Annotated in this window: 24 protein-coding genes and 4 pseudogenes; 16 read left to right on the top strand and 12 right to left on the bottom strand. The window is 55.2% G+C overall.

Annotated features, from left to right (window positions below; translation table 11 throughout):
* Nucleotides 1-33 precede the first annotated feature (33 nt).
* Entirely contained in the window at nt 34-816 is a 783-nt protein-coding gene (locus tag Electrica_RS21935; protein WP_141965383.1) for an NAD(P)H-dependent oxidoreductase, read from the bottom strand.
* A gap of 87 nt (nt 817-903) precedes the next feature.
* Between Electrica_RS21935 and Electrica_RS21930 the strand changes: the two genes are divergently transcribed.
* The 4 genes from Electrica_RS21930 (at nt 904) to Electrica_RS21915 (ending at nt 3,160) form a co-directional block, all read left to right on the top strand.
* Entirely contained in the window at nt 904-1,812 is a 909-nt protein-coding gene (locus Electrica_RS21930) for a LysR family transcriptional regulator (RefSeq protein ID WP_141965382.1), read from the top strand.
* On the top strand, nt 1,806-2,249 hold the full coding sequence (locus Electrica_RS21925) for a FosA family fosfomycin resistance glutathione transferase (RefSeq protein WP_141965381.1): 444 nt from the start codon (nt 1,806-1,808) through the stop codon (nt 2,247-2,249). The genes Electrica_RS21930 and Electrica_RS21925 overlap by 7 nt, the downstream gene beginning before the upstream one ends.
* A 334-nt stretch (nt 2,250-2,583) precedes the next feature.
* Nucleotides 2,584-2,871 (top strand): BrnT family toxin, encoded by a 288-nt coding sequence (locus Electrica_RS21920; RefSeq protein WP_131049471.1) that lies wholly within the window; start codon nt 2,584-2,586, stop codon nt 2,869-2,871.
* Nucleotides 2,858-3,160: a BrnA antitoxin family protein gene (locus Electrica_RS21915; protein ID WP_141965380.1), complete on the top strand. Its 303-nt coding sequence runs from the start codon at nt 2,858-2,860 to the stop codon at nt 3,158-3,160. Before Electrica_RS21920 ends, Electrica_RS21915 begins: the two co-directional genes overlap by 14 nt.
* 140 nt (nt 3,161-3,300) lie before the next feature.
* On the opposite strand, the gene Electrica_RS21910 is transcribed toward Electrica_RS21915, so the two are convergent.
* Nucleotides 3,301-4,713, bottom strand: coding sequence for an aminotransferase-like domain-containing protein (locus tag Electrica_RS21910; protein WP_100684676.1), 1,413 nt, complete (start codon nt 4,711-4,713; stop codon nt 3,301-3,303).
* A gap of 177 nt (nt 4,714-4,890) precedes the next feature.
* On the opposite strand from Electrica_RS21910, the gene Electrica_RS21905 reads away from it, so the two are divergent.
* From Electrica_RS21905 to Electrica_RS21890, 4 genes are all read left to right on the top strand, one after another.
* Nucleotides 4,891-5,055: a DUF1127 domain-containing protein gene (locus Electrica_RS21905; RefSeq protein ID WP_100684675.1), complete on the top strand. Its 165-nt coding sequence runs from the start codon at nt 4,891-4,893 to the stop codon at nt 5,053-5,055.
* Nucleotides 5,056-5,653: 598 nt separating this feature from the next.
* Complete coding sequence (locus tag Electrica_RS21900) at nt 5,654-6,118, top strand: MarR family transcriptional regulator (protein ID WP_141965379.1); 465 nt, start codon at nt 5,654-5,656, stop codon at nt 6,116-6,118.
* 3 nt (nt 6,119-6,121) lie between these two features.
* Complete coding sequence (locus Electrica_RS21895) at nt 6,122-7,189, top strand: HlyD family secretion protein (protein WP_141965378.1); 1,068 nt, start codon at nt 6,122-6,124, stop codon at nt 7,187-7,189.
* Nucleotides 7,179-8,243 (top strand): DUF2955 domain-containing protein, encoded by a 1,065-nt coding sequence (locus Electrica_RS21890; RefSeq protein WP_141965377.1) that lies wholly within the window; start codon nt 7,179-7,181, stop codon nt 8,241-8,243. Before Electrica_RS21895 ends, Electrica_RS21890 begins: the two co-directional genes overlap by 11 nt.
* 423 nt (nt 8,244-8,666) lie before the next feature.
* Here Electrica_RS21890 and Electrica_RS21885 read toward each other — a convergent pair whose 3' ends face one another.
* From Electrica_RS21885 to Electrica_RS21855, 8 genes and pseudogenes are all read right to left on the bottom strand, one after another.
* Complete coding sequence (locus tag Electrica_RS21885; RefSeq protein ID WP_141965376.1) at nt 8,667-8,921, bottom strand: DUF3343 domain-containing protein; 255 nt, start codon at nt 8,919-8,921, stop codon at nt 8,667-8,669.
* Nucleotides 8,918-9,527 (bottom strand): annotated as a pseudogene (locus Electrica_RS21880) (acyl-CoA dehydratase activase); the annotation flags it as partial. The pseudogene Electrica_RS21880 and the gene Electrica_RS21885, both read right to left, overlap by 4 nt.
* Nucleotides 9,518-9,583: pseudogene (locus Electrica_RS29005) on the bottom strand (hypothetical protein); the annotation flags it as partial. The pseudogenes Electrica_RS29005 and Electrica_RS21880, both read right to left, overlap by 10 nt.
* A gap of 94 nt (nt 9,584-9,677) precedes the next feature.
* Nucleotides 9,678-9,917, bottom strand: a complete 240-nt coding sequence (locus Electrica_RS21875) for a DUF2164 domain-containing protein (protein ID WP_141965375.1) — start codon at nt 9,915-9,917, stop codon at nt 9,678-9,680.
* A gap of 37 nt (nt 9,918-9,954) precedes the next feature.
* Nucleotides 9,955-11,199: a multidrug efflux MFS transporter MdtM gene (gene mdtM / locus Electrica_RS21870; protein WP_141965374.1), complete on the bottom strand. Its 1,245-nt coding sequence runs from the start codon at nt 11,197-11,199 to the stop codon at nt 9,955-9,957.
* A gap of 57 nt (nt 11,200-11,256) precedes the next feature.
* Nucleotides 11,257-12,549 (bottom strand): DUF445 domain-containing protein, encoded by a 1,293-nt coding sequence (locus Electrica_RS21865; protein ID WP_100684667.1) that lies wholly within the window; start codon nt 12,547-12,549, stop codon nt 11,257-11,259.
* Nucleotides 12,542-13,204, bottom strand: coding sequence for a LysE family translocator (locus Electrica_RS21860; RefSeq protein ID WP_131049486.1), 663 nt, complete (start codon nt 13,202-13,204; stop codon nt 12,542-12,544). Before Electrica_RS21860 ends, Electrica_RS21865 begins: the two co-directional genes overlap by 8 nt.
* Before the next feature lie 46 nt (nt 13,205-13,250).
* Entirely contained in the window at nt 13,251-14,066 is an 816-nt protein-coding gene (locus Electrica_RS21855) for an AraC family transcriptional regulator (protein WP_141965373.1), read from the bottom strand.
* A 216-nt stretch (nt 14,067-14,282) separates the two neighbouring features.
* On the opposite strand from Electrica_RS21855, the gene Electrica_RS21850 reads away from it, so the two are divergent.
* From Electrica_RS21850 to Electrica_RS21830, 6 genes and pseudogenes are all read left to right on the top strand, one after another.
* Nucleotides 14,283-15,200, top strand: coding sequence for an Rpn family recombination-promoting nuclease/putative transposase (locus Electrica_RS21850; RefSeq protein WP_141965372.1), 918 nt, complete (start codon nt 14,283-14,285; stop codon nt 15,198-15,200).
* A 211-nt stretch (nt 15,201-15,411) separates the two neighbouring features.
* Nucleotides 15,412-15,534, top strand: a pseudogene (locus Electrica_RS29000) (hypothetical protein); the annotation flags it as partial.
* Nucleotides 15,535-15,582: 48 nt separating this feature from the next.
* Nucleotides 15,583-15,765, top strand: a pseudogene (locus Electrica_RS21845) (IS4 family transposase); the annotation flags it as partial.
* A gap of 702 nt (nt 15,766-16,467) precedes the next feature.
* On the top strand, nt 16,468-17,136 hold the full coding sequence (locus Electrica_RS21840) for a hypothetical protein (protein WP_141965371.1): 669 nt from the start codon (nt 16,468-16,470) through the stop codon (nt 17,134-17,136).
* The gene (locus Electrica_RS21835) at nt 17,123-17,362 is read left to right on the top strand and encodes a hypothetical protein (RefSeq protein WP_141965370.1); all 240 of its coding nucleotides are present in this window, start codon (nt 17,123-17,125) and stop codon (nt 17,360-17,362) included. Before Electrica_RS21840 ends, Electrica_RS21835 begins: the two co-directional genes overlap by 14 nt.
* A gap of 9 nt (nt 17,363-17,371) precedes the next feature.
* Nucleotides 17,372-17,851 (top strand): Hcp family type VI secretion system effector, encoded by a 480-nt coding sequence (locus Electrica_RS21830; RefSeq protein ID WP_141965369.1) that lies wholly within the window; start codon nt 17,372-17,374, stop codon nt 17,849-17,851.
* Between the two features lie 210 nt (nt 17,852-18,061).
* On the opposite strand, the gene Electrica_RS21825 is transcribed toward Electrica_RS21830, so the two are convergent.
* Entirely contained in the window at nt 18,062-18,607 is a 546-nt protein-coding gene (locus tag Electrica_RS21825) for a YfaZ family outer membrane protein (protein WP_100684660.1), read from the bottom strand.
* A 35-nt stretch (nt 18,608-18,642) separates the two neighbouring features.
* Nucleotides 18,643-19,487 (bottom strand): IS5 family transposase gene (locus Electrica_RS21820; protein WP_141963343.1). Its coding sequence is split into 2 segments (ribosomal slippage): nt 18,643-19,142 and nt 19,142-19,487, totalling 846 coding nucleotides; the frame shifts between segments, so codons are not numbered across the junction.
* 607 nt (nt 19,488-20,094) lie between these two features.
* On the opposite strand from Electrica_RS21820, the gene Electrica_RS21815 reads away from it, so the two are divergent.
* Both Electrica_RS21815 and Electrica_RS21805 read left to right on the top strand, forming a co-directional pair.
* Complete coding sequence (locus tag Electrica_RS21815; protein WP_131049493.1) at nt 20,095-20,787, top strand: hypothetical protein; 693 nt, start codon at nt 20,095-20,097, stop codon at nt 20,785-20,787.
* 240 nt (nt 20,788-21,027) lie between these two features.
* Nucleotides 21,028-21,507: an Hcp family type VI secretion system effector gene (locus tag Electrica_RS21805; RefSeq protein ID WP_141965368.1), complete on the top strand. Its 480-nt coding sequence runs from the start codon at nt 21,028-21,030 to the stop codon at nt 21,505-21,507.
* Nucleotides 21,508-21,548: the final 41 nt, after the last annotated feature.

The following is a 21,548-nucleotide window of genomic DNA, read 5'->3' as shown; positions in this document are numbered from 1 at the left end:
GACGCCGGGTGGCCGGGCATCGCCTTGCTGCGCTTAATCCACCCGGCGATGGATGGCCAGCCCGCTTTCCCCGACCGCCAGCTCCGGGCGCAGCGTCAGGGACGGGATCAGATAGTCGCCGTGGTTTTGTCGGCGGAACGGGATGGGGGACGTTTCCGCCAGCGTATCCAGCCGCTGCGTCAGTTCGCGGCACTGCTGCGCAAAGCGCTGCTCGTCCGTTTTCTCCGTGCGGTAGAACACCAGCGGCGGCAGCACCTCAAAGCCGGGATAAAACAGCATTCCGTGCTGGATCGGAAACAGGATATCGTTAATCGGCCCGTTAATGCCGCGCGGGGCGTAGTGCTCCTCCCAGCCGCCGGTGGTGACAACCAGCATCGCCCGTTTACCCGCCAGGGTGCCTTCGCCGTAGCGGTCGCCCCAGTGGCGGTCGCTGTGCTCGCCGACGCCGTAGGCGAAACCATAGGCATAAACCCGGTCGATCCAGCCTTTCATAATGGCGGGCATGGAGAACCACCACAGCGGAAACTGGAAAATTACCGTATCCGCCCACAGGAGCTTCTCTTGTTCCGCAACGATATCCGCGCTTTGAGTACCTTGTTCAAAGGCCTGTTTTGAATCGAGCGTCGAACGCCAGAACTCGCCGACCGGCGGGGCGCTGCTGTCGTCGGCATCAAAACCGGCTTTCCAGCGCATGGCGTAGAGATCGGAAACCTGCACTTCATGGCCGGCGTTTTGCAGATGCCGGACGGCAAAATCTTTTAGCGCACCGTTCAACGAGCGTGGTTCCGGATGGGCGTAAATCAGCAGTACTTTCATGGCAATCACCTCTGAGCTATTGAGAGCTGCAGAGTAAGTAAGCTGAAGCTATAGTAGAAATTAATTACTTAAATCTCAGGTATAGCCGTGATTAATTTACAGCGTCTGGATCTCAATCTGCTGCGCACTCTCAATGTGCTGTTGAGCGAGCACAACGTCACGCGGGCGGCGCAGCGGCTTAACTTGTCGCAGCCATCGGTCAGCATCCAGCTGGCGCGCCTGCGGGACATTTTTGCTGACCCACTGCTGTTGCCCGGACCGCGCGGGATGCTGCCTACTGCCCGCGCCGATGAACTGCGCGGACCGCTGCGCGATGCCCTGCAGGCGCTGGAGCTGGCGGTCGCCCCCGCCGACAGTTTCGACCCGCTGACGGCGGCGCAGACCTGGCGCATAGCGGCGACGGACTATATGGCCTCGGCGATCCTGCTCCCGGCGCTGCACACGCTGCGTCGGGCCTCCCCGGGCAGCCGCCTGGCGGTCTTCGATCTCCAGCCTTCCCGCCTGGTGCAGCAGGCGGAGAGGGACGAGGTCGATCTGTTCTTTCATACCCGCGACGGCGCTCCGCCGGAGCTGCATCAGCGGCTGCTGTTCAGCGAGCGCTACGTGTTGGCGGGCCGGGCGGGGCATCCGGCGCTGCAGGCGTCGTTGAGTCTGGCGCAGTTTTGCCAGCTGGATCAGGTTATGGTCTCCCCGGACGGCGGCGGTTTCAGCGCCGCAACCGATACTGCGCTGGCCAACCTTGGGCTTTCGCGGCGGGTTGTCCTTTCGGTGCCACATTTCCTGTTTATGCTGGAGACGCTGCGCAATAGCGATCTGGTGGCGGTGCTACCGGAGCGGCTGGTGCGTGGGGTCAGCGGCCTGATGGTCGTCGAGCCGCCGCTGGCGGTGGCCGGGTTTGATATGTTGATGCTGTGGCACGAGCGCTGGCATCGTGACCCGGCCCATCAATGGCTGCGTCAGCAAATCGAGATGTCATTAGAGGAAAAGTCATGTTAAGCGGATTGAATCACCTGACCCTGGCGGTCAGCAGCCTGGCGCCGAGCGTGGCGTTTTATCAGCAGCTGCTGGGGATGAGGCTGCACGCGCGCTGGGATAGCGGCGCCTATCTCTCCTGCGGCGACCTGTGGCTGTGCCTGTCACTCGACCCGCAGCGGCGCGTCACTCCGCCGGAAGAGAGCGACTACACCCACTACGCCTTTAGCATTGCCGAAGCCGATTTCGCCGGGTTCAGCGCGCGGCTGGAAACGGCCGGGGTGGCGGTGTGGAAGGTGAACCGCAGCGAAGGGGCATCGTATTACTTCCTCGACCCCGACGGTCACAAGCTGGAGCTGCATGTCGGTAGCCTCGCCCGGCGACTGGCCGCCTGCCGCGAGCAGCCGTATAAAGGGATGGTGTTTTATGACGAGGATCCACAGGCGGCCGGAAACCCGTAGCCCCGGTCAGCAAAGCGCCACCGGGGGAAATAGCCTGAATCGCCCTGCGGTTTCTCCCCGGAGGCGGCGCCTGGCGCGCCTTATCCGGGCTACTGGCTCCATCGGCTGCAAACCCGTAGCCCCAGTAAGCGTAGCGCCACCGGGGGTGCCTGGCGTGCCTTATCCGGGCTACTGGCTCCATCGGCTGCGAACCTGTAGCCCCGGTAAGCGTAGCGCCACCGGGGGAAATCTTTACAAACTCTACTCTGAAAATGTGAGGTTTTTTCCAACGCGGTTAGTATAATCTTCAGACAATTGTCTATACTTTTTTGTATATACAATCAGGATGAATGCTATGCCAATGGAGTTTGAATGGGATGCAAACAAGGCAGCAAGCAATCTGAGAAAACATGGGATTCGGTTTGAAGAGGCGGTACTAGTCTTTGACGATCCGCAGCATCTTTCCCGACAAGATCGCTATCAAAATGGTGAATATCGATGGCAAACCCTCGGCCTTGTACACGGAATTATCGTTATTCTTGTTGCGCATTCGGTTCGTTTTGAAAGTGGAACGGAGGTCATTCGTATTATCAGCGCCCGGAAGGCAGATAAGAAAGAGAGGAGTCGTTATGAACATGGTTAAACATAAACGCGATAACCCGGCCGCGCTTACCGCCCAGCGTGAAGACGAACTCAAAGCGCTGGCGAAAAAATCAGATGATGACATTGATTACAGCGACATCCCCTCTTCGGACGATGAGCAGTGGTCAGAGGCGGTTCGCGGTAAATTTTATCGGCCGCTAAAAACGCAGGCCTCTGTGCGCATCGATGCTGATGTTATGGCGTGGCTTAAACGCCCGGGAAAAGGTTATCAAACCCGGCTGAACGCGATTCTGCGGGAAGCCATGCTGCGCGAGCAGAATAAGAAATAAGTCTATAGGCTGGTCTATGCCTTCTCTGAGGCGGCGCTTGCCGCGCCTGGCCCGCTCACCATCCCGCAGACGGTTGCGAACCGTAGCCCCGGTAAGCAAAGCGCCACCGGGGGACAAGCCAGTTTGCCACGGCGAAAAACTCACTCCATCGCCACCTTCACCGCCTCGCCCAGCTTCACCATCACCTCCCGGTGCTTCTCGATCGGCGGCAGGGCGCAGTTGATCCTGACGCAATTGCGATATTTCCCGGACGCCGAGAACAGCGAACCCGGCGCGACCTGGATTTTCATGCGGCACAGTTGCTTCGCGACGCAGACCATATCGACATGCTCCGGTAGCTCAACCCACAGCATATAGCCGCCTTTTGGCCGGGTGACGCAGATCCCACACGGAAAATACTCCCGCAGCCAGCAGGTATAGATTTCCATATTGCGCTGGTAGATCTGCCGCATCCGCCGCACGTGTCGGTGGTAGTGGCCTTCGCGAATAAAAATGGATGCCGCCAGTTGCGTCGAGGGAACGTTGGTGCCGCTGGCGGCGTATTTCATCTGCAATAGCCGGTCGTAATAGCGGCCGGGCGCGATCCAGCCGATGCGCAGGCCCGGCGCGATAGTTTTAGTAAAAGAACTACACAACATTACCCGTCCGTCGATATCCCATGAATGGATGGTGCGCGGACGCGGGTAGTCGGTGGCCAGCTCGCCGTAGATATCATCTTCAAAAATAACGATATCGTGACGTTGGGCGAGGGTGAGTATCGCGCGTTTGCGGGCGTCCGGCATGATAAAACCCTGCGGATTATTGCAGTTCGGCACCAGGATAACGCCTTTGATCGGCCACTGATCTAATGCCAGCTCCAGCGCTTCCAGGCTGATCCCGCTATCCGGATCGGTCGGGATCTCAATGGCCTTCAGCCCCAAACCGCGCAGCAGCTGCATGGTGCCGTAATAGGTCGGGGACTCCACGGCGACGATGTCGCCAGGCTGGCACACCGACAGCAGGGCCAGCGACAGGGCGCTATGGCAGCCGCTGGTGATCACTAAATCATCGACGGTGACCACGGAACCGCCGTCGAGCATCAGGCGGGCGATTTGTTCGCGCAGCTCTCGGCGCCCGGCCAGTTCGTCGTAGTTCAGCACTTCGTTGATATTGTGCTGGATAACCCGACTCAGCTCACGCCACAGCGGCTTCAGGCTGGGTTGAGTGACGTCCGGCGAGCCGCCGCCGAAGGGAATAATGCTTTTGTCATTGCGGGCGTCGAGCATGGTCAGCACCTGATCCCACTGGGTGATCTCCACCGGGCGCTGAACCGGGCGCGACATCGGCGGCACCGGCGGCTGCGCTTTACGCGGGGCGACAAAATAGCCGGAACGCGGCTGCGGGGTGATTAGCCGCTGCTGTTCCAGCATTTGATAGGCCTGCTGGACGGTGCTGATGCTGACACCGTGCTCCTGACTCAGGCTGCGTACCGACGGCAGTTTTTCGCCGTCGCGATACAGCCCTTGCTCAATACGTTCTGCCAGCAGGCTGGCCAGATGTTGGTAACGCGTCATGCTGTATCCCTTATTGCCGCCATACAGATAGATAAACCAGTACAGATGAATGAAAAAAAAGCCACGCAGATACCGTTTTAGCCAATCTGTATGTTAAAGAAAAGAGTTTTGTGCATCTGTATTGTCTGGCCTCCGATCCGCGAAGATAAAGACTCTGGCAAGGTGAGGAGGTGGAGTATGGAATTTCATGAGAACCGGGCAAGACAGCCGTTTATCGGCTTCATATTACTGGGCAGAATGATAAGAAAATGGTGGCTTCGGCAGCAAACGCGACGGATTTTGCAGCGAATGAGCGATGAACAGCTGAAAGATGTCGGCCTGCGGCGCGATCAGCTCAATTAAAAAGTCCGGTCTTTCACCCTGCGCTTGTCCGTAGCCCCGGTAATCGGCAGCGCGGGCGGGGTTTTCCCGGAGGCGGTGCTACGCACCTGTCCGGGTGACAAAACCCACGGTGTGTGGCTCCGGTAAGCGACAGCGCGGGCGGGGTTTTCCCGGAGACGGTGCTACGCAGCTGTCCGGGCGACAAAACCCACGGTGTCGTGGCTCCGGTAAGCGACAGCGCGAGCGGGGTTTTCCTGGAGGCGGTGCTACGCAGCTGTCCGGGTGACAAAACCCACGGTGTGTGGCCCCGGTAAGCGACAGTGCGAGCGGGGTTTTCCCGGAGACGGTGCTACGCACCTGTCCGGGCGACAAAACCCACGGTGTGTGGCTCCGGTAAGCGACAGTGCGAGCGGGGTTTTCCCGGAGGCGGTGCTACGCACCTGTCCGGGTGACAAAACCCACGAGGCCATAGCCCCGGCAAGCGGTAGCGCGACCGGGGAAATGTCCGCCAGGGTTATTACATTCACAATATTTATCAATTAATGCTTCTGCGTCCACCGTTTCTTGATACTTATCCTGATAAGTATTATTTTCTTCTCAGCTAACTGAGGAAAGAAACATGACCGAAGACGAACTGTTCGCCCGCCGCCCGATGGGAATGCGGATGGCGATGGTGGTACGCCAGTGGCGCGCGACCATCGACTCTGCTATCACCGATACCGGCCTGACCCAGTCAAGCTGGACGGTGCTGATGCAGCTGCATCAACTGGGGGATAACGTCTCGGTCAGCGAACTGGCGGAAGTGCAGGGTATTGAACTGCCGCCGCTGATGCGCACCCTCACGCAGCTCGAAAGTCAGGGCTATCTGCTGCGTTCAACATCGCCCTATGACAAACGCATACGCCTGCTGACGCTGACGGCGGAAGGCCGGTCGATACTGGAAGATCTGAACCGTGTGATTGAGACCTATCAATCCCGGGTCACCCGGACCATTCCTGCGGACGATCTCGCCACCTTCAGCGCCACCTTAAATCACATCGCCTGCAATTTGCGGACAATCCGCGAAGAAGATAACAAGATCTAAACTATGATGACCCCTGAACAAAAATTTGCCCGCTGGGTAAGGGTGAGTATTGCCGCTTTCCTGGCGATATTCGCCTGGTTTATCGTTGCCGATATCTGGATCCCGCTGACGCCGGACTCGACCGTCATGCGGGTGGTGACGCCCGTTGCACCGCGGGTCTCCGGCTATGTGTCGCAGGTTTATGTGCACAACAATAGCCAGGTGAAGAAGGGAGACCTGCTCTATGAGCTGGATCCGACGCCGTTTATCAATAAAGTCCAGGCGGCACAGATTGCGCTTGCCCAGGCGAAGCTGAGCAACCAGCAACTCGATGCGCAGATCGCCGCCGCGCGCGCCAACCTCCGCACCGCGCAGTACACCGCCCGCAACGATAAGGTCACCCTCGATCGCTACCAGCGCCTGAGCACCATGCAAAACGTTTCGCAAGCGGATCTCGATAAGGTACGCACCACCTGGCAGACCAGCGAACAGGCGGTAAGCGCGCTGAATGCCAGCATTCAGAATCTGCTCATTCAACGCGGGGAGCGCGACGACAGCCGTAACGTGACGCTGCAAAAATACCGTAACGCGCTGGAAGAGGCGCAGCTCAACCTTGGCTGGAGCAAAGTCTACGCCGAAACGGACGGGATGGTGAGCAACCTGCAGCTCAACCCCGGCCTGTATGCCACCGCCGCCACGCCGCTGCTGGCGCTGGTCAGCAACCATACCGATATCGTCGCTGATTTTCGTGAGAAGAGTCTGCGCCACACCGGGGTGAATACCGATGCTGCGGTGGTTTTCGATGCGCTACCGGGCAAAGTCTTTCCGGCGCACGTCACCAGCAGCGATGCCGGGATTTTAGCCGGCCAGGAAGAGGTCAACGGCCAGCTGTCGCAGCCGGAGCAGTCTACCCGCTGGGTGCGCGATGCCCAACGCATGCGGATCCACGTCGCCCTCGATGAACCGCTGGACAAACCGTTGCCGACCGGCGCCCGCGCTACGGTTCAGCTCTATAACAGCGACGGTCCGTTCGCCCGCACCTTCGCCGGTCTGCAGATCCATCTGGTGAGCCTGCTGCACTATGTCTATTAATACGCTGGCTCGCGTTTTCACCCCGCACGGTAATATCGTTTACACGGCGAATGACTTTCGTCAGACGCTGCGGATCGCCTTCGCCGGGATGATAGCGCTGAGTATCTCGACCTTCTACGACGTGCAGTACGGCGTCTTCTTTGTCGTCTATCCGCTGATGCTGCTGTCGCTGGTGCCGGTCTTTAATCGTCACGTCGCCAGGCAGTTTATGTTCAGTGCAGCGGTAAACTGCGTCGAAATGGTGCTGATCGTCGGATATTTATCGCAATGGCCGATTGTGATGACGCTGGTGGTTTTTGGCCTCTATGTGATGCGTTTTCGCTTTATGAGCCAGGGACCGCTGTTTCTGCTGGGGTCGATGGGGGTGGTCTGTCAGAGCACGATGCTCAACTTTATGAGCTATCCCGCCAGCAACTGGCACACGCTGCTGTTCTCTAATATGGAAGCCTGCGTGATGGCGGTGGCGCTCAGCGCATTAATGAATTACCTGATTCCGGATGTCGAACCGCGTAAGCCGCCGCCGCGAATCGAGAAAGACGCCGCCCGGGTGCGCCATGAATCGCTGCTCTCCGGCACCGTCGCCACCCTGATTTTCGTGGTCTTCCAGATCTGCGATCTCAGCGATTCTCTTTCGGCGCTGATGGCGGGGATCCTGATCCTGTTCCCGATGCACTATCGCGGCGCGGTAATAAGCTCGCTGTGGCGCGTTGTGGGCGTGGTGTTGTCCTGCCTGTATATTCTGGTGGTACAATTGCTTATCTATGATTTCAGCAATCATATGATATTGATGATGCCGCTGATTGGCCTGGGGCTGGCCTTTAGCGCCCGCCTGCATGTTATGGAAAAGGTTGGCGCCGGGGTCGGTTTCGCCAGCATCACCACCATCGGGATTATGTTCGGCCAGAACCTGCATCCGGACCAGGATCTGATCTTCAGCGACCTCTATCGCATTACCTCGGTAACCACCTCGCTTATCGTCACGCTGACGCTGGTTTTCCTCGTGCACCGGATTCTGAACTGCTTTGCGCCGACGCGGTTTGTCATCACGGAATAACCTCAGGCTGCCAACGCGCGCTGCTGGCGATCGGGTGATTGACGGGGGATCGCAATGGCCACTGTGCTCGCTTTACGCCGGGTGGCGGCTGGCGCCTTACCCGGCCTACAAAATTGCCGCTGTGCTTGCGTTATGCCGGGTGGCGGCTGGTGCCTGACCCGGCCTACAAAATTGCCGCTGTGCCTGCTTTACGCCGGGTGGTGGCTGGCGCCTTACCCGGCCTACAAAACTGCCGCTGTGCCTGCTTTACGCCGGGTGGCGGCTGGCGCCTTACCCGGCCTACAAAATTGCCGCTGTGCGCGCTTTATGCGGGGAGCGGCTCGGCCTACAAACAGACCGGGGCAGGGCAATCCACGATCGACTGTAGGCCCGCGCAAGCGAAGCGCCGCCGGGCGATAATTGACGCCCTGGCAGGGACAGCCCTTACGCCTGCTGCGGAAAGTTAGCCAGCAGCTGGTAATCATCCCCGGCAACGTGAAATATGGCTTCCGTTTGGCCGGGGATAACCCACTGCTGCTCTTCTCCCGGCAGACAGCGCAGATAAATGCACAGCCCGCAACCGCCGCGCAGCTGGCGTGGGATATCCTTGACCTGAAAGGATAATCCCGCCGCCTGCGGGGCTTTGCGCATCCGTACCATCCCTGCCGTCGAATGAAATAAAAACAGATATACCGTCATCCTTGTCGCCTCTGGCGTTGGCCGATCAGTGCCGCGCCGATGGCTCCGGCAAACTGGGCTTCCGGGTGTCTGTGCACCGTCATGCCGAGGTGGCGCTCCAGCATCGCGGCGAACGTCGCGCAGCGGCTGACGCCGCCGGTAAACAGCAGCGGCCCCTGTGCCGGCAGTCGACCGATGAAGTGAGCGCTGCGCCGGGCCATGGCGTTAATCACCCTGGCCAGAATGGCCTCTGGCGGTACCCCCGCCGATCGCAGGCTGATCGCCTCGGACTCGGCGAAGACCGTGCACATGCTGGTGATGGCGTGCGGCGCAACGCCCTCGGTGAGGGTATCCATCCGCTCGACGCTGGCGCCGAGCGTGCGCGAAATCACCTCGAGAAAGCGCCCGGTACCCGCCGCGCATTTATCGTTCATCAGGAAGTCGCTGAGATTGCCGTGCTCATCAAGCTGGATAACCTTACTGTCCTGGCCGCCGATATCAATCACCGTGCGGGCTGCGGGAGCCAGGCCCGTGGCAGGCAATCTCCGTCACCTGCTTATCGGCGAAATCCACCAGTTGGCGGTCATAGCCGGTTAAGGTCAAAAACGGTCGGGATGCCAGCCCTGCTGGCGGGCTTCGGAGAACTGATCGAAAATAGCGGGTAGATCGGTGATAAGGGACATGGTTTTCCTTCCCCGTACACGGGAGATGATGAAAGAACCTGTATTATAACCCTGTTAATCGTATGTTTATTGATCTCCGCAGGCGTTGACCGGGCTAATAGACCTTTTTCAGATCCATCTCCTCCTGAATCCGCTCGCTCCAGGCGAGATGGGTCCGGATGGCCTCCTCGATACCGGCGTTGTAAAACAGCGGCCCCAGCTCTTTGGCGATAAAGTCGACAAAAAACTCGGCGTCGAACTGCTCCAGTTCGAGGTCGAAATGGGTTTCGCAGTATTTTCTTAGCTTTTCGCATAACAGGTCGCGCTGCGGCAGGCTGAGTTCAATATCGCTCATCTTTGCTCTTTCTCCGTGTGGTTATGTGCCGGGGTCATCAGGATTGCCGGGCTTCGATGGCCGCTTCCGAACGTTGGCGCAGGTTGTGCAATAACCCGACCAGGCAGCAGGAGGCCGCGATCCCGGCGACCACCGCCAGCATGTGGAACGGCAATCTGCCGCCGTGAAACCATAGCCAGCGTGCCCCCTCAATGGAAAGTGCGCTGACGCTGAGGATCACGATATTCAGCGACGCGGAGACGGTGCCCTTCGGCAGATCGTTGGAAAACAGGGTAAAGCGGAACAGCGTCGGGAAAATCAGCCCGATGCCGAAAGAGTAGAAGCAGGTCCCCAGCACCGACCAGAGCCAGACGTGCGGCCATGCCAGGTTGCCGAAAATCAGCAGCGCCAGTCCGATGGCCTGGATGGGGACCGCGCTCAGCACAAAGCGCGGGCGCGTGGGGTCCCGCACCCAGCGCGCTACCGACAGGTTGGCGATAATCACCGCGCTAAAGACCGGCACCTGCACCCAGGCGAATTCGCCGCTGCTGAGCCCGCCGTCATCCATTAAAATAACCGGCGAGACGGCGACCCAGCTCATCAGCGGGATATAGCTCAAGGAGAGCGTGGCGGCGCCGGATAAAAAGATCCGATTGCGGAAGACGTCGCGGAAGTCACGAACCACGCTACCGGCGCTGAAGGGCACGTCGCCGCGACGCACCGTTTCCGGCATGTTCAGCAGCAGCCCCAGCCAGGCGATAAATCCCATCGCGGCGATAATGCCGAACAGGACTTTCCAGTGGACGAAGTGCATCAGCGCCGCGCCGGAAAGCGGGCCGACGATCGGCGCTATCAGCACGATCGAGGTGATCACCGCCATCAGCTTAATCGATCTTTTCTCGTCAAAGGCCTCCTGCACGGTGACGTAGCCGACCGTGGCGATAAAACAGATGCTGGTGCCCTGAACGAAGCGCGCGACGAGGAACTGCGTCATGGAGGTGGTCAACATCGTCGCGAGGCAGGCAAGAGTGAAGATCAGCGCCCCGGCGAGCAGCACCGGTCGACGGCCGATACGGTCTGAGAGCGGTCCCAGCAACCACTGCAGGGCCATGCCGCCGGCCATATACACGCTGACCGAAGCCGGCGCCAGCGCCACGTCGGCGTTGAAATCACGCACCACGTGGATGATCCCCGGCTGGATAAGGTCGGTGGTCAGATAGGCGGAAAAATCATAGAGAATCAACGCGATGGGAAAGACAAGCGTCGCGGAATGACGAGCAAATAGTCGCGATATCCATAACATAGCCTGCTCCCTCCTTATCGGGTCGTTATCGCCGGAAGCGTTGTGATGCTACCATTTTCAACCAATCTTAAGATGTAGCAGCGTCGGGATCTGCGAGAACAGCCACAGCAGCAGGCCGATAGAGCCGCCGACCAGGGTGCCGTTGATACGGATAAACTGCAGGTCTTTGCCGATATTGAGCTCAATTTGCCGCGACATATCCCGCGCATCCCAGCTTTTGACCGTATCGCTGATGTGCCGGGTCAGGAAGGCGGCAAACTCCGGCGCCACCCGATGTGCCGCCTGCTCCAGGTGTTCGTTCAGCGACTCGCGCAGCGCGTCATCGTGGAGCAGCGTTTCGCCAAACCACTGCCCGGCATCGGCAATCCGCTGTTGAATCTGTGAGTCGTCGCGGGTGACATCATTTTTAATCCACGTCCGCAGGTCGGCCCATACCTCGCCAAGGTAGCGGTTGAAAGTCTCATCGTTTTTCAGATATGCCTTCATATTCTCCGCTTTTTCCGCCAGCAGCGGATCGGTTTTCAGGTTATCGATCAGTTTTAAGGTGGCGCGATCGAACGCCTGGCGGATCTGATGGCTGCGATCCTGGGTGACTTCGTCGAGCAGGGTATTGACCGCGTCGGTCACCATGTCGGCGCTGTGTTCGCCCAGCCATTCGGTGGGCAGAATTTTGGCCTTCAGCGGGTGCTCGGTCTCCAGCCAGTGGACAATACCGCGAGCAATAAACGCGCGCGAGCTGTCGCGCTGCAGTAACGCAATGAGCTGGCTAATGAGCGAATCCAGCAGCTTCTGATGGCGATGGTTGCGGGTTAATCCCTCCAGCATCATGGCGCTGGTCTGCGTCAGATCGACCTTATCAATCGCTTTATGTACCGCCCGGCGCAGCAGGCGCTGGATGCGGGCATCGTCGGTCAGTTCCAGAAAACCGCTCATCACCTGCAGCAGATGGTGACCCACTCGCCGGGCGTTTTCCGGCTGGCTGAACCAGTTGCCAAGCATCAGGGCCGGTTCATAGCGACGGATGAGCGCCACCAGTGAAGGGGTATCGAGGAATTTTTCCTGCACGAAATAGCCAAGATTATCGGCGATTCTGTCCTTATTGCGGGGAATAATCGCCGTATGCCGGGAGATAAACGGCAGCGGGATACGGCGAAACAGAGCCACCACCGCGAACCAGTCGGCCAGCGCCCCGACCATCGCCGCTTCGGAGATGGCTTTTAGCGCGCTGACCCACGGCGTTGGCGGCAGTAGCAGCGTGGTGATAAAAATGGCGACCGCAATCAGCAGTAGCGACAGCGCCAGCAGTTTGGCGCGTTTTAGTTCAGCGATTTTTTCCATAGGCTTAAGCATATAGCCTGACGGCGGACTCGTGCAAAAACTGCCACACAATCCAGCCGCCAAAAGCCATCAGTATACCGCCCGCCGCCCGCTCAACGCGCCAGACGACGGCGGAAAGGCGACGCTGCACCGCTGGCAGGGCAATCATCGTCACCAGCAAGAGATCCCACAGTAGCACGATACTGGTCATCCAGACTCCGCTGACGGCCTGTTGCGTCAGGGTGACGTCCGGCCCCAGCAGCGAAGTCATCAGCGCCAGATAAAACAGGGCGTTTTTGGGATTGAGCAGCGAAGAACCCAGCCCCAGCAGAAGCTGTTTTGCCAGCGACGGGCATGAAGCCGAGGCACCGTCGGGAGCCAGCGCCGATGGGCGACTTTGCAGCAGCCGACTGCCAATCCACAGCAGATATGCCGCCCCCAGCAGCTCGACAACGGTAAACAGCAGCGGCGCCTGACGCAGCACGCCCCAGCCGATAATCGCCAGCACGATGTACAGACCGTTTCCGGCGGCGATACCGACGCACAGGCCGGCGCTGCCGCGCAGGCGATAGCGGATGGCGTAGCCCATCAGTAAAAAGAAATCCGGCCCCGGACTCAGCAGAGCAACGAAGTGGGAGAGTGCCAGCGCCGGAAACGCGGGCGGGAAAAACGACGTAAACATGTCCATAGCGACCTCAGAAAGAACCTGAGATCAGCCTATGGCAAGCGGAGCGCTAATTATTGTCTGATATTGATCGACCCAGCGCGTACTGGCGCGGCGTGGCGGCGGTGTAGCTGACAAAGGTTTTGTGGAAATGGCTCTGGTCGGCAAACCCGGCCTGGTAGCCGACGTCGGCGATCTCATCCCCGGCGCGCAGGCGCGTTTTGGCAAATTCGATACGCGCCATATTCATAAAGCTGGCGGGGGTCAGGCCGGTGTCCTGCTTAAAGGTGCGGATCAGCGTCTCTTTGCGCAGGGCGAACTCGTGGGCCAGCGCATCAAGAGAGGGCGGCTGCTGTAGATCGGCCGCCAGGCGACTGAAAAGCTGTGAACTGGTCGCGCGCAGCGGTAGTGGCGGGGCGGCATAGAGCGGGAGCGCCCGGAGCAATTGCGCGATCTGTTCGGGGAGCGCTGCCGTTTGCTGCCGATCCATCAGCGCCACAATCTGCTGATATCGTGCGAAAAGCTCAGGATCGCGGATCACCGGATGCGGCGCGTTCATCTGCGCCTGGCTCGGGAGAAGCGGCAGCTGTTGCCGGCACCACGTCATGTCGAGGTACAGCATATGGTAGCTGCGCGGCCGGCCGTCGCGCGGGTTACAGCTGTGCGGCGCTTGAGCGGGGATAATGATCAGATCGCCGGGACGCAGCAGATATTCCTGCCCGTTGCACAGACAGCACGTTTCCCCTTCGATAATCGCCCCCAGAGAGAGCTGCGAATGGCGGTGCCGTTTATAGGCCTGGCGGCTTTGCCGGGTGCTGCGCAGTTCCAGCCAGGGCAGCTGTTCGTCGCGCCAGAAGGTTTGCAGGATATCGCGCGTATGGCTCACGAAAGACTCCTTAGCGAAGGGGATAGGGGGTTATAGCATGTCCTCCGGGGCCTGTCTGCGGGGGCGTTCTGAGAGCGGGCAGGCAAAAAATTGTCGTTATTACCGCCGGATAAAAATATCTTCCGTCCCGGCGCGCAAAGAGATAAGCGGCGGCGTGTGTGCTGGGCTACCGGCGGGTAGAGTCGTTTTCGTGTCCCTCCGCGCAGGCCATTTACCATGCAAAAAGGCTCAACGTCGACGCCGCATGATGCGGTTTTCAAAAAGTTTCTCCGGCATACGGAGACCGCGCGAGATTTTTTGGATATCCATCTGCCGTCCTCGCTACGCCAGCTTTGCGATCTGCAGACGCTACGGCTTGAATCCGCAAGTTTTATTGAGGAGGACCTGCGTGCTTGCTACTCCGATGTGCTTTGGTCGTTAAAAACCACCGCCGGAGAGGGCTATATTTACGTCGTTATTGAGCACCAAAGCTCGCCGGATGCCCATATGGCCTTCAGGCTGATGCGCTATGCCATTGCGGCAATGCAGCGTCATCTGGATGCCGGACATAAACACCTGCCGCTGGTAGTACCCATGCTGTTCTATCACGGTATTGCCACGCCTTATCCGTATTCGTTGTGCTGGCTGGATAGCTTTACCCACCCGGTTCATGCCCGCGGATTATATACGACCGCTTTTCCGCTGGTGGATATTACGGTGATCCCGGATGACGAGATCGTCCAGCACCGACGCGTAGCGCTGCTGGAGTTCATGCAAAAGCATATCCGCCATCGCGATTTGACGGGGCTGGTTGAGCAGCTAATTGTCATTTTGGTTAAGGAATATACTAATGACGGCCAGCTAAAAACGTTGTTTAATTACCTGGTATATTCCGGCGATGCCCCCCGTTTTGGCAGGTTTATTCGTGAGCTTGCCCGGCGGGCGCCGCAACATCATAAGGAGGGGCTGATGACTATTGCGGAAAGACTCAAGGAAGTTGGGCGTAGAAAAGGGCGCCGCGAAGGCCAGATTGTGGGCCAGAGAATTGAAGGGCTGCGTATTGCCCGTATGATGCTGGCGAATGGCATCGTTCTGGAGACGGTGCTGCGCGTCACCGGTCTGTCAGAAGAGGAGATTACCGCTGCTAAGCGTTGATTGCGTCGCCACATGGCCTTATCAGGCGGCCTGGCCGCCATTACTACTTCCTCGTTAAGCCTGTTCCTCGCCGGATATCGTCTGACGATCTCCGGCCGGAATCCTCCGTAAATACCTGACTTTACCTTCATGTCTGGCCATCTCTACTAATTTTAATACTCTGAGTGGTTTTTATGACTACGTAAATAGAGATAAAAAGGAGACATACGATATGGCTTATCAGACGGTGAATCCTGCTAATAATCAGCGGATTAAACAGTACGCTGCGCACAGCGATGCGGATGTCGAAGCGGCGCTGCAGAAGGCGGATGCGCTCTATCATTGCGCGTGGGCGTAGGGGGATATCGACCAGCGTTTACCCGTTCTGCACAGGCTAGCGAATCTTATCCAGGATGAACCGATCTGGTGCTCACTGGGTAAACCGGGGACGATCCCGACGAAGCTGAAGAAAATGCGGGAGAATGTGAAGCAATTTATCCTGCCGGAAAAGAGAAAACGGCCCAAAAAGTGGACCGTTCGAATCTCAAAAAACCAGTCCCCCGTTCTCTCAAAACATCTTAAGTGAACGGTGTGAGCCGGATGGCAGGTTTTTTTACGCTGACAGGTGGGTCAGAAGGTGATGCTCCATTGCCTGTAGTTTTTCACGCTGTTATTCAGACCTTCCGGTGCGGCATAACCTTCGCATTCTTATGTCATGCACGCCTCGGCAGGTTTAACGTCTGGTCTGTTTTTTTATATTTTCATTGGCATCCGGGTAATTGATTTACATCAAATGAGGTCTTGTTTAATACGTCTTGTGTACTTTTAGTACTATCGACTAAAAGCGATGCAATATAAAGGTTTTTATCTGGTGTGTAATATTTTAATTGTCAATATTGAGCTGGTTAAATGAGCTTTGTAAGCATTGGTGTTTATTGCATAAATTGGCAGGGTGAGATTTTTATCTTAAAACAAGAAACTCTGGCAATATATAAAAGAACAGTTGATGTTATAGTGTATGCTCATTCAAAAGAAAGTGCCCTCGGCTTCACTTTATTATTCATGGTATGTATTACATCTCCGCCAGTAACCGGGATATCTATAGCTGAGGAGAATAAAACAGATAATTTTGTGACATGTAATCAATGCCAAATCACCTATGCAACGAAGTGAAGAGTGTACCATTTTAAATAATCCAGCATTAAATAATGGGGCTGATGTGTAGAATCTATTATTGTCGCCACGTGGGAAAGGTATGCTATTGATATGGTGAATATATTAGGGAGATATGATGACAGCAGGAAGTCTTGGAAAAATAGCCGGCAGGATTGCAGATATTATTTTATCGCCAGAGACCATTCCGGGATTGATAAATGGCACTTTAACTATACCTCTCGACCTCGGATATCTTGCTCGTGGTTTTTTTGACACCGATAATCGATTTGCTCACCAGACACAACGAATCAGAATGGCACAAGCTATTCATAATGACATTCTTAACTATAACCACATCATCAATGCTGTAGAGCTTATCTTCGAAAAATTCAATAAATACCTGACTATTCATCAACAAGACGCCGTGTATCGTGCCGTTGTTTCATCCGTTGCAGGCCGCTTCCTGGCAGCGAAAATCTCCGCCACTATTGCTGGTGCCGTTCTCGCACGTCTTTCATTCATCAGCGCTAAAAGCGGAGCAAGAGCCACCAGTCAAATAGCTATGCTTATGCTTATTGGTGGAATGAGCGAGCGTTCCATAAGGACTTCTGAAAGTCTTGCCAATGAAGATCCAGAAGTGTACGAGATCCTACGTCCACATGATTATGATTTGACATATTTCCTCATTGAGCCTGCGGTCAAACCGTTCGTGGATGCTATCCACATTGCCGTCACCCGCGGGCAGTCCGCATTTGACAATATAATGAATATCGTTGGGGAGAAGCTCAGTGTCTTTCAATAAGATCTCACGCGGCTTGTTAGATATGCTGCTGTTTGCCATCGTAAATATCTGGGATATTTTCCAGTCGGTGATTTTTGTCGGTGGTTTTATTGTTTGCATCATGCTGCCAGTTGTATGGCCGATGAAATTTTTCTATATGGTAGTATGGTTCATTACAGCCTATGCCATATCTAAACTCGTTGATCGTTTAGACGAGTATCGTAAAAAAGGTAAAAATATAAATTAAGGAAATGGCATGTCAAATCCAGCCTGTTTGTGGTTTACCGATGAGAATGGATCTCCGATTGTCGGCGGTTCCATGGTGCTCGGGTGCGAAGGTTCAATTGAGATAAAATCACTCTCTCATCACCTGGCTATTCCGACTGACCGCAACACGGGGAAATTAACCGGTACGCGGATTCATACCCCAATTCTGATACAAAAAGAATTCGACCGCACCACGCCTTTGCTGGCTCGCGCTATCTGCAAAGGGATTACGCTCAGGTCTGCAGAGATAAAAATGTATCGTATTAACGAGGCAGGGTTTGAGGTCGAGTATTTCAACATTCTTTTAGAAAATGTAAAGGTAACAGGCGTCACTCCCAGTCTACATCCAGGAGCTGTATCGGGAACACATCTGGAAAATATTGAACTGCGTTATGAAACCATCCAGTGGAAGTATACGGACGGGAACATCATCTTTAAAGATGGCTGGAACGAACGAGCGACTGCGTAGCTGGAGGCTGCCTGTCAAAGGCCCGAATTTTTGGGACTAGCCTTGAACGAAATATCTTAGCCGGGCGCACGGCAGGTACAGCATTAATCACTGGCGGGTCTGGGAATTAGGGTGTTTGTGAACCAGAAGCTGGTGGTGAGTTGCCGGTAAGCCATAGATACTAAAGAAAAAACCTGCCGGATGGCAGGTTTTTTTACGCTTACAGGTGGGTCAGAAGGTGATGCCGCCGCCAACATAGGCGCCATCAATCAGGGTATGGTTCGGACGACCGTCTTTCCCGTCAACGCTTACATGGCGGTAACCCACTTTCAGCGTTACCGGGGTAATGGGCGTCCAGCTCACGCCGCCGTTGGCTTCAACGTAGTTTTTCACGCTGTTGTTCAGGCCTTCCGGTGCGGCATAACCTTCGCCAAATACGTGGATGCTGTCGGTCAGCGCAACGTTAACGCCGCCCCCGATAGGGAACGCCACGCCGTTATCGCCTTTTTTCGGGCCCATGTAGATGGCCTTCGCGCCGGCATTGAGCATCACCGGGCCAACTTCCAGGTTATAACCTGCGCCAACGCCGCCGGTCTGGGTACCGTCATCGGTATTTTTCAGCCAGTTGCTTTCGGCATAAAGACCGGAGGAGGATTTACCCAGTTCCATATTAAGGTTGGTAAAGTTTTTACCCTGCTCGACGGTAAAGCCCATCGCCATGGCAGATCCGGAAACAGCGGTCAGCGCGGAAAGAATAAGGATATTGAGCTTTTTCATGGTAGATGCCTCGTCGTAAAACTAGGCTGTGTCCTTTAATTGCATAATTTTTTGTAAAACAGTCTAATGCAACCCAGTTTCACCATCGCCAGATAATTCCTCGCCGTTTTGTCGTAACGCGTGGCAATGCGACGGTATTCTTTCAGACAGCCAAAACACCGCTCAACAACGTTGCGATTACGATAAGCATCACGATCAAGCTGTGAACGACCATCTGCTGCCATTTTTTCATTAGATTTCCGCGGGATAACCACTTTTATCCCTTTTCGTTTCAGCTCATTGCGAAGCGCATGTCCTGAGTAGGCTTTGTCAGCCAGCACCGCATAACCACGACGTTTCATGCTGCCGTTCTGGCGCTGAACACCAATTCCGTCCAGAAGGCGTAATGCGAACTGGCTTTCGTGAGCCTGTCCGGGACTCAGCACGATATTTAACGGGAGACCGCCTGCATCCGTCGCCATATGGATTTTGGTGCCAAAACCACCGCGAGAGCGACCCAGCCCATGATCTCCGGCGATATCGGGATGTTTTTTTGCGCGCCGGCGGCGCACCTGAGTGCCCGGATATTGCTGCCATCCAGCGCAGTAGCTGACCAGTCAACGAGGCCGTGAGCATCAAGAGAAGAAAGCAACCTGTTGAAAATAATATTAATCACACCCGACTTAGACCACCGGTTAAAGCGGTTATATACGGTTTTCCATGGGCCGTATCGTTCAGGTAAATCACGCCATGGGGCACCAGAGCACAACACCCAGAACATGCCATTGATGATCATACGATGCTCCGCCCATGGGCGTCCGGCCCGTGGTGTTGCAGGTTGAGCGGGCAGTAAAGGCTGGATGATATCCCATGCTTCATCGGGAAGGTCGTAGCGGGCCATAGTTCAATATGTTGTAGAAACAGATGGTTACTATAGCTCAGACGATTAAGGGACACAGCCTAATCTGCGGATACCCTATCAAACGATTTTTAAAACTGCAAACATGATTATTTTCGATGCTTTATTCTGATCTTGTTATTTAAATGCTTTACAGATGTTGTAAATTGGTTTCTTTGTCGCAGCGTCAATCATTAACGTTTTGCTGTTTAGGGTCAGTTTAGCTGTTTGGCTAAACCTGAATTGAACAAACGGGGAAAATGAGTTGCCGATAAAATAGTCTACCTCTGTTATTATTCTTGAAAATATTTCAATCGTAACTAATAAAAATTTTAATTTACATTTTTGCTGATAAATTGAGCGGAAGTCGTTCATGCCCAACGCGATATCGCTGAGTCGGGTGAAAGATTATGCCCCGACTGCCATCAGCGTATTACCGTGTGATGGGCAGAAAAGCGGGGCGATAGTGGTGTACTATTTCATGAATTTAACTTATTTTTTTTGAATTAAGATAAAATTGTTGAGAACGAATATATCTTCCGGCGCGCATTTCTTGTCAATATAGCCTTCCGATGTCCTTTCGCGGAATCCATAATGGCCAGGAGCGGCTATGTACTACAGAAATGAAGTCATCAGTTATTTACAATCCAATAATATTCTCGCATTGAAACTTGACCATGCGCTGGCGGGCGTTGAAAACGCGCTGGCAGATCAGATTGCATTGACCGGTGCTGGCGCAAAACGCGCGTTGTATTACGCATCCTGTTTTACTGATGAATATCAGGATGTTTGTCAGCGGCAAAAGACAGAGGATGTACGATTTACTCTCGCAGTCATTCACCTTTTTCAGCATGGCGATGTTGTTTATGAAATGCTCAAAGTATATTTTGAGGAAATATTTAAATACAAAACATCCGCTCAAATAGAGTACATCAAGAAAATGCTCATGGCGGTAAATGTACACATTGCGGCGAGTTCCCTAACCAACGCAGGGGTCGCTTTAGCGGTTGCGACATCGGTTGCTGTTGGCCTGAACCTAAGTCTTAACATGAGCAAATGGGCTGGCCGTCAGTTGGGAACCGTTGTAGGTGGTATCCGACTTTATGGCATTGTACAGAAGGCCGCTGATAGCGCCTGGCGTCTGCATATTACCTGTCCTGCGTATTACGATGCATTGTATGTGCGTGAGCTTGAAATGATGTTTTTCCTGGTTGAGCCTCTTTTTGAACAGGCTGGTGCCTTTAGCGCTAATCGGATTTCTGATTCAGGAATAGCGGATATCATAACTAAAATGATTCGATAGCAATGATTAAATTTCTCAAAAGGTTTTTATGGTGGCAATGTCGGTTCTTATTTTCCATGTATGCTCCCGGCGTACTAACACTGATGTTTGCAATGGCTGAGCAATATTTTTTTCCTGGCAGCCCGATTTGGCCTGTCGGCGTATTCGCTATATTCATGATAGTGATAGTAGGTTGCTACGTGAAATGGTAAACACCCAGAAATAACCGGTTTGTTACATTTATTGATAAGGAAATTATATATGTCTACTCCCGCACACCTCTGGCTTGAGGATGAAAACGGTTCGCCGATTGTTGGCGGCTGTTTAATGCCCCTGCGTGCAGGCTCTATCGAATTAAAATCATTCTCGCACGGCATCACCATTCCCGTTGATCCGCACTGGGGTAAACTTACCGGTACGCGCGTTCATCGGCCGATCGCCATTGTGAAAGAGTTCGACCAGACGACGCCTGTTCTGTATCGCGCGGTGTGCGAAGGCCGTACCCTGAAAAAAGCGACGATCAAGATGTACCGTATTATGGCATCAGGCCTTGAAGCCGAGTATTTCAATATCGTCCTCGACAACGTCAAAATCACCACGGTTGCACCGTACCTTTCTCCCACCGGTCTGAGCAGCACGCACCTTGAAACACTCGAATTGCGTTATGAGGCCATCGTCTGGAAGTACACCGAAGGGAACATTATTTATCGTGATACCTGGAATGAATTCTGTACCGCCTGACGCCTTCACGTTGACCTCCTCCCTCCGGGAGAGGGAGAAGT

The organism is Klebsiella electrica, assembly GCF_006711645.1.
In the GTDB taxonomy this organism is placed as follows: Bacteria; Pseudomonadota; Gammaproteobacteria; order Enterobacterales; family Enterobacteriaceae; genus Klebsiella; species Klebsiella electrica.
This window is presented reverse-complemented; position numbering and strand designations above follow the sequence as displayed.

What these genes read in the sequence shown, in the direction of transcription:
- Electrica_RS21875 (WP_141965375.1), bottom strand. Translation starts at nt 9,917, where the DNA reads ATGAGCGATATTGAACTCAGCCTGCCGCAGCGCGACCTGTTATGCGAA.
- Electrica_RS21890 (WP_141965377.1), top strand. Translation starts at nt 7,179, where the DNA reads ATGTCTATTAATACGCTGGCTCGCGTTTTCACCCCGCACGGTAATATC.
- Electrica_RS21910 (WP_100684676.1), bottom strand. Translation starts at nt 4,713, where the DNA reads ATGACGCGTTACCAACATCTGGCCAGCCTGCTGGCAGAACGTATTGAG.
- Electrica_RS21860 (WP_131049486.1), bottom strand. Translation starts at nt 13,204, where the DNA reads ATGGACATGTTTACGTCGTTTTTCCCGCCCGCGTTTCCGGCGCTGGCA.
- Electrica_RS21935 (WP_141965383.1), bottom strand. Translation starts at nt 816, where the DNA reads ATGAAAGTACTGCTGATTTACGCCCATCCGGAACCACGCTCGTTGAAC.
- Electrica_RS21825 (WP_100684660.1), bottom strand. Translation starts at nt 18,607, where the DNA reads ATGAAAAAGCTCAATATCCTTATTCTTTCCGCGCTGACCGCTGTTTCC.
- Electrica_RS21885 (WP_141965376.1), bottom strand. Translation starts at nt 8,921, where the DNA reads ATGACGGTATATCTGTTTTTATTTCATTCGACGGCAGGGATGGTACGG.
- Electrica_RS21805 (WP_141965368.1), top strand. Translation starts at nt 21,028, where the DNA reads ATGTCTACTCCCGCACACCTCTGGCTTGAGGATGAAAACGGTTCGCCG.
- Electrica_RS21915 (WP_141965380.1), top strand. Translation starts at nt 2,858, where the DNA reads ATGAACATGGTTAAACATAAACGCGATAACCCGGCCGCGCTTACCGCC.
- mdtM (WP_141965374.1), bottom strand. Translation starts at nt 11,199, where the DNA reads ATGTTATGGATATCGCGACTATTTGCTCGTCATTCCGCGACGCTTGTC.
- Electrica_RS21920 (WP_131049471.1), top strand. Translation starts at nt 2,584, where the DNA reads ATGCCAATGGAGTTTGAATGGGATGCAAACAAGGCAGCAAGCAATCTG.
- Electrica_RS21925 (WP_141965381.1), top strand. Translation starts at nt 1,806, where the DNA reads ATGTTAAGCGGATTGAATCACCTGACCCTGGCGGTCAGCAGCCTGGCG.
- Electrica_RS21830 (WP_141965369.1), top strand. Translation starts at nt 17,372, where the DNA reads ATGTCAAATCCAGCCTGTTTGTGGTTTACCGATGAGAATGGATCTCCG.
- Electrica_RS21850 (WP_141965372.1), top strand. Translation starts at nt 14,283, where the DNA reads ATGCAAAAAGGCTCAACGTCGACGCCGCATGATGCGGTTTTCAAAAAG.
- Electrica_RS21900 (WP_141965379.1), top strand. Translation starts at nt 5,654, where the DNA reads ATGACCGAAGACGAACTGTTCGCCCGCCGCCCGATGGGAATGCGGATG.
- Electrica_RS21865 (WP_100684667.1), bottom strand. Translation starts at nt 12,549, where the DNA reads ATGCTTAAGCCTATGGAAAAAATCGCTGAACTAAAACGCGCCAAACTG.
- Electrica_RS21815 (WP_131049493.1), top strand. Translation starts at nt 20,095, where the DNA reads ATGTACTACAGAAATGAAGTCATCAGTTATTTACAATCCAATAATATT.
- Electrica_RS21905 (WP_100684675.1), top strand. Translation starts at nt 4,891, where the DNA reads ATGGAATTTCATGAGAACCGGGCAAGACAGCCGTTTATCGGCTTCATA.
- Electrica_RS21895 (WP_141965378.1), top strand. Translation starts at nt 6,122, where the DNA reads ATGATGACCCCTGAACAAAAATTTGCCCGCTGGGTAAGGGTGAGTATT.
- Electrica_RS21840 (WP_141965371.1), top strand. Translation starts at nt 16,468, where the DNA reads ATGATGACAGCAGGAAGTCTTGGAAAAATAGCCGGCAGGATTGCAGAT.